The following is a 9,671-nucleotide window of genomic DNA, read 5'->3' as shown; positions in this document are numbered from 1 at the left end:
AACGAGCTGTCAGAAAGGGGGTTGGCGTCGTACAGCGAGTTAAATAGCACAGTGGCAGGGCATGTAGCGTCAGACTTAGCGTATGTGATTTACACCTCGGGCTCTACGGGGCAGCCTAAGGGGGTCATGAACCAACATGATGCTCTGAGCAACCGCATTAATTGGATGAATAGGCAATATGGTTGTTCAAGTACTGATGCAGTTTTACAGAAAACGCCTTTTAGTTTTGATGTGTCTGTATGGGAGTTTATATGGCCGCTAATTCAAGGTGCGAGATTGGTTCTCGCGAAACCAGAAGGCCATAAAGATCCGACTTATTTGTGGGATATTATAGAGAAAGAGCAAATTACCAAATTACACTTTGTTCCTTCAATGTTGTCAAACATCCTCAACACTAGCCAGTTATTTGGACTTCAATCTCTTAAGCAAGTGTTTTGTAGTGGTGAAGCTTTAACTAGCCAGCAGATTATTGAATTTAGGGTGCAAGCGCCAAACGTAGAACTTCATAATTTGTATGGACCAACGGAAGCTGCAATTGATGTAACATTTTGGGACACAAGCAAATATGAAACTGGCCGACCAGTTCTTATTGGTAAACCTATTGATAATATCAGAATGTTAGTAATGAGGGAAAATGAACAGTTATGTCCTATAAATGTGCCCGGTGAGTTAATCATTTCAGGTATTGGCGTTGCACGTGGATACCTGAAAAAAGAGTCTCTTACCGCAGAGCGTTTTGTTGAAATGTGCATTGATGGGAATATACTGAACGTTTATAAAACGGGAGATATAGGAAAAATAAATTTTGATGGTGAAATAGAATACATCGGTAGAAATGATGGTCAGGTAAAAGTTAGAGGGTTTAGAGTTGAGCTAAAAGAAATTGAAGCTTGCCTACTTTCCCATAAGTTCATTCGTGAGTGTACTGTCCTTAAAGACGATAATAGGAATGCATTGGTGGCATTTGTTGTCTGTTCAATGGATCTTAATCCTATTGCTATAAAAGACTACCTTTTAGGTAAACTTCCAAGTCATATGGTCCCTTCAAATGTGCATTTGGTTAGTGAACTCCCACTTACTCCAAATGGGAAGATAGACAGGGGAGCATTAATAAAGTCTTGTGATTTCGCTGCTGATGACAAGATTCTGCCGCCGAGAAATGAAATAGAATATGAGCTTTGTCGGTTGTGGAAGGAAGTTTTAGGTGTAGAACAATTAGGGATTAACTCGAACTTCTTTGACCTAGGTGGACATTCTTTGCTGCTAACAGTGTTACTTTCAAGAATGAATTTAGTGTTGGATGAAAAGCTGTCATTGCAAGATTTGTTTAGAATGCCTTCAATAATGCAAATTCTAGAGTTTGTAAATAATAAAAGCATTGGGAGTGTTTCGCTTATTAATGTTGGTGATAATATTTCTTACCTGAAGCCAAAAATTTCAAAAGGTGTTAATGTTGTTTTGATTCCTGGTGCAGGAAACAGCTTTGAAATTTTCTCTGAAATTTCTAATTTGTTAGCAGACCAAGGGGTTGGAGTCTATTTTATTCACCATGATGGAGTGGATAATGATCTAAGTCCGAATTCTTCCATTTATGAAATGGCTGAAAAATATGCTGGTCAAATTAAATGCTTATGCTCTAAAGAACCAATGGTTATAGGTGGGTACTGTATTGGTGGAGCATTAGCATTTGAAATATATAAAATACTATTATCGTCCAATGTAAATATATTATCATTGCACCTTCTGGATACTTTCTTCTCACTTGTTGATGATCTTGTTTCAAACGTAAAAGAGCCTAAGAGAGAAAGTGAGAGTTATGAGAGTTATTACACTAGAGGTTTTTTCCGAGCCCTCAGTGAGATATATTCAATAGGTACTCCTTTCACTGGTGATGATTTTATAGGGTTAACTCCGAATCAGTGTTTAATGAAACTGATTGATTCTATGAAGTTAGAAAATGCTGAACTTATCCAAGAGTGGCGAAAAGTTATATGGAAACGATATTTGTCAGAGAAAGCTCATACAATCGCCTCGAGAAGCTATTACAACAATGTAAACTCCAGTTTAGTTGGTGATGTATTTAAGAGTAGTAGCGTACCAACATTCGTCTACAAGAGTTCCGAATTTGATGGTTCAGAAACAAGCGTTGGCTATGAAGCTTTCGAAGAATTACAAGCCAGATGGCTGAGACATATAGGTTTAGATAGTGTGTCTTTTATTAAGCTCAAAGGGTTGCATGAAAAAGTGTTGCAAGAAAACAAGCTCGATATTTCAACTTGCATTAGTAAATCAATTTTCCTTTCAGATATATTAATCTAAGTTTGATTATGGCGGAAGATAGAATTACTCTGAGAGGTTTTATATGTTTTTAACGAAAATTATCGCTGTTTATCTTGAAGGCGAGAAAAAGAAGGAGTCTGACAAAAGGCGCACCTTTTATGAAGTTCTAGTAAAAATTATAGTTTTGCTGTTTTTAAAGGTGCAACATATTATTTCTTTGCTTGTTTTGTTTAAGTACTCATCAATATCAAGGGGGTATAATGAATTAAGTAGTATTTTAATCATTAAAGCTGCAAGAATGGCTAGGGATGTAGAAGTTAAATATGTTTCACAATCATTACCTCCTCAGGTTAAAAGCTCAGATGATGAATATTTTTTTACAGAACCAATGGTACTGAGCGACTCATTGAGTAATGTAATTAAAAATCGAAAATCCACTATTCCAGTTAATTCATCTCAGTTATCTATTGAAAATATGAGTACGTTGATGTTTAACGCATGTGGTTGCTTAGAAGATGGAAGAAGAGCCTTTCCGACAGGGGGGGCTATTTTGTCAAGCAAGATATTTTTGGTCGTCTTCACTAGTAATGATACATTATGTTCAGGTGTTTATAAATACAACTCCAATAATCACTCATTAATACCTGTTGTTATTGATAGTGGTGATCTAAGTACGCTGTTTGAGGCAACTAGTTCTCTAAGCGTTGTGCCTGGAGCCCTTGTACTTATTACACATGAGTTTCATAAGAATGAAGGGTTATATGGAGAGTTCGGTTACCGTTTAGCTTTATTGGAGGCGGGACATATCGGTCAAAACATTTATTTGTCATGCTCTGCTATGAACTTAGCTTGTGTAGCTCTTGGTATAGCAAACTTTAACCTTAAAAAGATGAATTCCGCTTTAGGCATTGATGGGGTAGAGGAAGCGGTTGTACATGCAGTTGCATTAGCTAATCCTTAATTTAAACTACGGCGCATTATGATTAAAATGGATTTTAGTGAAGATGAATGAAGCCCTAGGGCAAGATAGCCAACGCTTTTGACAGTATAAGGAGGATCAATTTGACGATCAAATTTGGCTGTAATCATATACTCTCTTTTTCGGGAGTATAACTATGAGCATTGATGCATTTTCACTCCACTTTGGGAATGTCGGTTGAACGCGGCCAATAGTGACAACTAACTTGTAAAACGCCGGCGGTTTTCGATTCTTAAAAAGTCCTGAGTTTTTAACATTCTCAACCTTTTTAAAGAAACCGCAAAGAATTGAAACCTTGCTTAGCTTGAGAAATGAGCATAAAAATCCGATGTTCATTGGCCATCGGATTTTGATCCTTTTATGCTGATTGTCAATTGTTTAACTGGTCAGCATTAGCTATAAGCCGCTGGTAAAACAAAATACAAGCGTTAGGAGCCGCGATGAGAAAATTAATTTAAATATGTTTTGTCGTTATAAAAAATCAGACAAGATATCAGTCTGAATTTACCTTAAATTAAGTTTGTGAGCGCCTCTGAGATATGGTATCTATAAAGAGATGATGTAGTGATTCATCACTTCCATTCGCTACGGATTCAATCGCACCACTTTCCACCCAGCACCGTCTTTTTGGTAATCAAAACGATCATGAAGGCGGTCGGCTTTACCTTGCCAAAATTCAATTCGCTCTGGGATCACGCGATAGCCACCCCAAAACTCAGGTAAAGGCACCGTTTGGCCAGCAAATTTTTGTTCGTAGAATTTAACTTTGTCCATCAGCTCTTGGCGGCTTTGCGCCACTTCACTTTGATGAGATGCCCATGCGCCAATTTGGCTGCCACGGCCACGAGAATGGAAATAGGCTTGTGATTCTTCAAATGTGACGCGTTCAATGCGGCCTTCAATACGCACTTGACGCTGTAGTATGTTCCAATGAAAGAGTAGGGCGGCATGCGGATTGGCATCAAGCTGCTGGGCTTTACGGCTACCGTAGTTGGTATAAAAAACAAAACCGCGATCGTCGACTTCTTTCAGTAACACCATGCGCGATGAAGGGCGGCCTTGTGTGTCACAACTCGCTACCGACATCGACTCAGGTAAAATAATGCCTGATTCTTCGGCTTGTTTAAGCCACTGTTGAAAAAATTCAAAAGGGTTATCGGTGGCTTTTAGCTCAGGCATTTCTAATAACACGCCTTGGCCTAAAGTAAGGGCACATTTGAGTTTGGTTAGAAAAGACATTGTTGTTGTCGCTTAATGATAAACAGTTAGGTTTTGCAGTGTAGCAGCAAAGGCTCTTAGCTGCAGCATTTCCACGCTGTTTTAAAGCTAAATTAACCTGTTAATTTTAGGGGCAATTTTGCTTCAGGTATAACAAGCTCAATGGCACTTTTCGCTTTACTGCAGCAGGTTAAGATATGATTTTTTCGCACATAAGCGAGTGGCTCGATAATGTATTCTACCGAGCCACTGATTAATTGACATTGACAAGCACCGCAATGGCCATCGCGACATTGATATTCCGTTTGAATACCTTGTTGCTCCAGGTTTTCAAGTAAGGTTTGCTCCTCACTGGCGTGAAAAGTTTCACCATTGATGACCATTTCCTTGCTCATTACAGTTCAAAATCCTCTAAATCGTCAGCATCCATATCAGAGTTAATTTGACCCACTAAGTAAGAGCTGATTTCAGACTCTTGCGGCGCGACTTGTACGTTGTCGCTCACCAGCCAGTTGTTGATCCATGGGATTGGGTTTGACTTAGTGGCAAAGGGCGGTTTGAAGCCGATAGCTTGCATACGAACATTGGCAATATATTCAACGTATTGGCACAGAATGTCTTTGTTTAGGCCGATCATTGAGCCGTCTTTAAACAAGTATTCAGCCCAATCTTTTTCTTGCTGTGCGGCGCGCATGAAAATGTCGATGGCTTCTTGTTCACATTCTTTGGCAATTTCAGCCATCTCAGGATCGTCTGCACCATCACGCCAGAGGTTTAAAATGTGCTGTGTGGCATTAAGATGTAGCGCTTCATCACGGGCAATGAGCTTAATGATTTTGGCATTGCCTTCGAGTAAGTCACGCTCTGCAAAAGCAAAGGAGCAGGCAAAGCTGACATAAAAGCGAATTGCTTCTAACGCGTTAACTGAGTTCATGCATAAGTAAACCTTACGCTTTAAGGCTCTAATGGTAATGGTTTCTACGCGGCCATCGCTATGAGTGTAATCGCCTTCACCGTGTAATTGGTAAAACTGGGTAGCGGTGATTAAATCATCATAGTAACCCGCAATATCATCAGCACGTTTTAGGATTTCTTCGTTGTTAACGATGTCATCAAATACGTCACTTGGGTTGTTGAACAAGTTACGGATGATATGGGTGTAACTGCGGCTGTGAATGGTCTCAGAAAATGCCCATGTCTCAATCCAGGTTTCAAGTTCAGGTAATGATACCAACGGCAGCAGTGCTACGTTAGGACTGCGACCTTGAATGGAGTCCAACAAGGTTTGGTATTTGAGATTTGAGATGAAAATGTGTTGCTCGTGCTCGGGCAAGTCTTGGAAGTCAACACGATCACGGCTAACGTCTACTTCTTCTGGACGCCAAAAGAATGAAAGCTGTTTTTCAATTAATTTTTCAAAAATTTCAAATTTTTGCTGATCATAACGGGCAACATTCACTGGGTTACCAAAAAACATCGGCTCAGTGAGGGCGTTATTTTGTACTTTTGAAAAGGTAGTGTACTTATTCATTCTGTTTCGCTCTGAATACAACATTAAAGCGGGAAGCTAAGCTTCCCCGTTTGATTAGATTTTACACGCGCCGCCTTCACAGCCATCATCTTCTGGCTGTAAATCGGTTTGGCTGTCGGCTGCGCCATCGCGGGTGTTATGGTAATACAAGGTTTTAAGGCCCATTTTATAAGCCGTTAACAAGTCTTTCATCAGCATTTTCATTGGCACCTTGCCACCTTCAAATTTGGCGGGGTCGTAGTTGGTGTTAGCTGAAATGGCTTGGTCGACAAATTTTTGCATTATACCCACTAGCTCAAGATAACCGGTATTGTTTGGAATGTTCCAAAGTAGCTCGTAGTTATCTTTTAAGCGCTCATATTCTGGCACCACTTGCTTTAAAATACCGTCTTTACTTGCTTTTATACTGATAAAACCACGCGGAGGTTCAATACCATTGGTTGCATTTGAAATTTGGCTCGATGTTTCCGATGGCATTAGAGCTGATAACGTTGAGTTGCGTAGACCGTGAGTTTTAATCTCCTCGCGTAACGTATCCCAGTCTAAATGCAGTTTTTCAGTGCAGATATTGTCCAAATCCGACTTGTAGGTATCAATGGGCATGATACCTTGAGAATAAGTTGTCTCATTAAATGATGGACAGGCGCCTTTCTCTTTCGCTAAGCCGTTTGATGCTTTCAATAGGTAGTATTGAATGGCTTCAAAGGTGCGGTGTGTTAGGTTGTTAGCACTGCCGTTTGAGTAGTACACACCATTTTTTGCTAGGTAATAAGCGTAGTTGATCACGCCAACCCCTAAGGTACGTCTATTTAAGCTGCTCGTTTGTGCCGCTGGGATCGGGTAGTCCTGATAGTCTAATAGGCTATCAAGGGCTCGCACAATCAAATCAGACAACTCTTCTAGCTCATCTAAACTCTCTAGCGCACCTAAGTTAAAGGCCGATAGAGTACATAGGGCTATTTCACCATTCTCGTCGTTAACGTGTTGCAGTGGCTTCGTTGGCAACGCAATTTCCAGACATAAGTTACTCTGGCGGATGGGTGCCACTTTTGAGTCAAATGGGCTGTGAGTATTACAGTGGTCGACGTTTTGAATGTAGATCCGACCTGTGCTAGCACGCTCTTGCATCAGCAGAGCGAATAGATCGACCGCTTTGATGGTTTTTTTCCGCACATTGCTGTCTTGCTCGTATTGTAGATACAAAGCTTCAAACTTGTCTTGGTCTTCGAAAAAGGCATCGTACAACCCAGGTGTATCAGATGGGCTAAACAGGCTAATATTGCCGCCTTTAATTAAACGGGTGTAGAACAGCTTGCTGAGTTGGACGCCGTAATCTAAGTGACGGACGCGGTTTTCTTCCACGCCACGGTTGTTCTTTAATACTAATAGCGATTCAACTTCTAAGTGCCAAATAGGGTAAAACACAGTGGCAGCACCGCCACGTACGCCGCCTTGTGAACACGATTTAACCGCAGTTTGGAAGTATTTGTAAAACGGAATACAGCCGGTATGGAAGGCTTCACCGCCACGAATTTCACTGCCTAAGGCGCGAATGCGGCCCGCGTTAATACCAATGCCCGCACGCTGTGACACGTATTTCACCACGGCACTGGCTGTGGCATTAATTGAGTCTAAGCTATCACCCGTTTCAATCAGTACACATGAGCTGAACTGGCGAGTAGGGGTGCGCACGCCTGACATGATGGGTGTCGGCAGTGACAATTTAAAGGTAGATATAGCATCATAAAAACGGCGCACATAATCCATACGGATAGATTTGTCGTAGTTGGCGAATAAGCAAGCCGCCACTAATACGTATAAGTATTGTGCACTTTCAAATATTTCACCGGTTACGCGGTTTTGAACTAAATACTTGCCTTCAAGCTGTTTCACTGCAGCATAAGAGAAGGTCATGTCACGCCAGTGGTCAACAAAGTCATTCATTTCATTGAATTCAGCTTGGCTGTAATCATTTAGCAGGTGACGGTCGTATTTATCCATTTCACACATTTTAACCACGTGGTCGTACAAATGTGGTGGCTCAAAGGTGCCGTAAGCTTTCTTACGTAGATGAAACACGGCTAAGCGCGCAGACAGATATTGGTAATCAGGTGTTTGTGGCGAGATTAAATCAGCTGCTGCCTTGATAATGGTTTCGTGAATATTCTCGGTTTTGATGCCGTCGTAAAATTGGATGTGAGATTTTAACTCAACCTGAGATACAGATACGTTATTTAATCCCTCTGCTGCCCATGTGATAACGCGATGTATTTTATCTAAATCAATCGCTTCTTTATTGCCATCACGTTTGGTGACCAACAGATTTTTATTCATCGCATAACGCCTTTTAGATTTGTAATAACTAGGTGAATGAGCATGGATTCAGAAACAACAAAAGGCGCTATCAGGAACGACAATAATATGACGTTCTAATATTGCCCTCTGGTGTCTTTAAATCTGTATAAACACAATATGTAGTGTTTTGCTTCTGATTAGCTACAAGATAATGAGGTATGCGTTATTTTGCAAGGGGGAAACTTGATCATAACTTGTGGATAAAGTGTGAAAGAATTAGCAAGGTTAGTGATAGCTAACCATTGATCTCCAATCGGGTTTAGACCAACTAAATTTCAAGTGTTTTTTTAGGCAAAAGTTAAAATATTTTTTATTTTAACTGGTTGCCTAAAAAGCCAACAGCCGAGGTTATCAGGTAAGGCTGATAACACTTGGCTTGGCTTAAATACACGTTATTTGTAGGGCTAATGAAAGCCGTTATTTGAGGTAAAAAAATGTGCACATTATCAAAAATTGATGTTTTTATTTATTCGGCTAATGGTTTTGTCATCAACATGTAATTCACGTCCACATTTTCCGCCAAATAAAAGTTTTTCAATATGGGGTGATAGTGTACGCCGGTCAAATCAGTACACTGTAAGCCGACTTGATCGGTAAAGTTTAAAAATTCAGACGGGCGAATAAACTTTTGATGTTCATGTGTGCCTTTAGGCACCCAACGTAAGACATATTCAGCGCCAATGATCATCATGAGATAAGATTTGGCGGTGCGGTTAATAGTAGAGAAGAAAACCACCCCATCAGGTTTAACCAATTGTCGGCAGGCTGCAATAACGGAAGCGGGATCGGGCACGTGTTCTAACATCTCCATACAAGTGACCACATCATAGCTATGAGGCCGTTCATTAGCGTGTTGCTCTGCGGTCATTTGAATATAATCAAGCTTGGCGCCTGTTTCTAATGCATGTAGGCGCGCTACCTCTAATGGTTCTGTGCCCATGTCGAGTCCTGTGACGATAGCGCCTTTGTGCGCCATGCTTTCGGCAAGAATGCCGCCGCCGCATCCCACATCGAGCACTTTTTTACCAAATAAGCCCTGACAGCCACGATTGATATAGTCAAGACGGGTAGGGTTGAGCAAGTGAAGGGGCTTAAAATCGCCTTCTAAATCCCACCAACGGCTCGCCATCGCTTCAAATTTTGCTATTTCTTGTGCATCTACATTCATGATTTGTGCTGCTTTTTTATTCATCTAAAAATTCTGTAGCCATTATATGCGGGAGTGGATCTGAAAAAAGCCATTTTTTCAAAAAAGTTGCGGGTTATGTGCCATTCCTCCCTCTGTCCCTGACACGAAAGTGTGCTAGA

The 9,671-nt window shown here is 40.8% G+C and carries 7 protein-coding genes; 2 read left to right on the top strand and 5 right to left on the bottom strand.

The annotated features are described in order from the left end of the window. The first annotated feature begins 51 nt into the window (after positions 1-51). On the top strand, positions 52-2,319 hold the full coding sequence (locus tag K1M91_RS15365; protein WP_348983271.1) for an amino acid adenylation domain-containing protein: 2,268 nt from the start codon (positions 52-54) through the stop codon (positions 2,317-2,319). A 43-nt stretch (positions 2,320-2,362) separates the two neighbouring features. Continuing rightward, the gene (locus K1M91_RS15360) at positions 2,363-3,241 is read left to right on the top strand and encodes a SagB/ThcOx family dehydrogenase (RefSeq protein WP_232803014.1); all 879 of its coding nucleotides are present in this window, start codon (positions 2,363-2,365) and stop codon (positions 3,239-3,241) included. A gap of 603 nt (positions 3,242-3,844) precedes the next feature. Here K1M91_RS15360 and pdxH read toward each other — a convergent pair. The 5 genes from pdxH to ubiG form a co-directional block, all read right to left on the bottom strand. Continuing rightward, complete coding sequence (pdxH, locus tag K1M91_RS15355; RefSeq protein ID WP_232803008.1) at positions 3,845-4,498, bottom strand: pyridoxamine 5'-phosphate oxidase; 654 nt, start codon at positions 4,496-4,498, stop codon at positions 3,845-3,847. A gap of 92 nt (positions 4,499-4,590) precedes the next feature. Further along, entirely contained in the window at positions 4,591-4,872 is a 282-nt protein-coding gene (gene yfaE / locus K1M91_RS15350; RefSeq protein ID WP_232803002.1) for a class I ribonucleotide reductase maintenance protein YfaE, read from the bottom strand. Then, positions 4,872-6,008: a class Ia ribonucleoside-diphosphate reductase subunit beta gene (gene nrdB, locus K1M91_RS15345; protein ID WP_232803001.1), complete on the bottom strand. Its 1,137-nt coding sequence runs from the start codon at positions 6,006-6,008 to the stop codon at positions 4,872-4,874. Before nrdB ends, yfaE begins: the two co-directional genes overlap by 1 nt. Before the next feature lie 54 nt (positions 6,009-6,062). Next, positions 6,063-8,342, bottom strand: coding sequence for a class 1a ribonucleoside-diphosphate reductase subunit alpha (nrdA, locus tag K1M91_RS15340; protein WP_232802994.1), 2,280 nt, complete (start codon positions 8,340-8,342; stop codon positions 6,063-6,065). Between the two features lie 487 nt (positions 8,343-8,829). Next, positions 8,830-9,531 (bottom strand): bifunctional 2-polyprenyl-6-hydroxyphenol methylase/3-demethylubiquinol 3-O-methyltransferase UbiG, encoded by a 702-nt coding sequence (ubiG, locus tag K1M91_RS15335; protein ID WP_232803022.1) that lies wholly within the window; start codon positions 9,529-9,531, stop codon positions 8,830-8,832. Positions 9,532-9,671 lie beyond the last annotated feature (140 nt).

It is taken from the genome of Motilimonas sp. E26 (genome assembly GCF_021278025.1).
Lineage (GTDB): Bacteria > Pseudomonadota > Gammaproteobacteria > Enterobacterales > CBDFNC01 > Motilimonas.
Note: the sequence above shows the minus strand (reverse complement) of the source record. Positions and strands in the feature narration are given on the sequence as shown.

Bases quoted from the DNA above. Each gene is read 5' to 3' on its own strand.
- ubiG (WP_232803022.1), bottom strand. From the start codon at position 9,531: ATGAATGTAGATGCACAAGAAATAGCAAAATTTGAAGCGATGGCGAGC.
- nrdB (WP_232803001.1), bottom strand. From the start codon at position 6,008: ATGAATAAGTACACTACCTTTTCAAAAGTACAAAATAACGCCCTCACT.
- nrdA (WP_232802994.1), bottom strand. From the start codon at position 8,342: ATGAATAAAAATCTGTTGGTCACCAAACGTGATGGCAATAAAGAAGCG.
- K1M91_RS15360 (WP_232803014.1), top strand. From the start codon at position 2,363: ATGTTTTTAACGAAAATTATCGCTGTTTATCTTGAAGGCGAGAAAAAG.
- pdxH (WP_232803008.1), bottom strand. From the start codon at position 4,498: ATGTCTTTTCTAACCAAACTCAAATGTGCCCTTACTTTAGGCCAAGGC.
- yfaE (WP_232803002.1), bottom strand. From the start codon at position 4,872: ATGAGCAAGGAAATGGTCATCAATGGTGAAACTTTTCACGCCAGTGAG.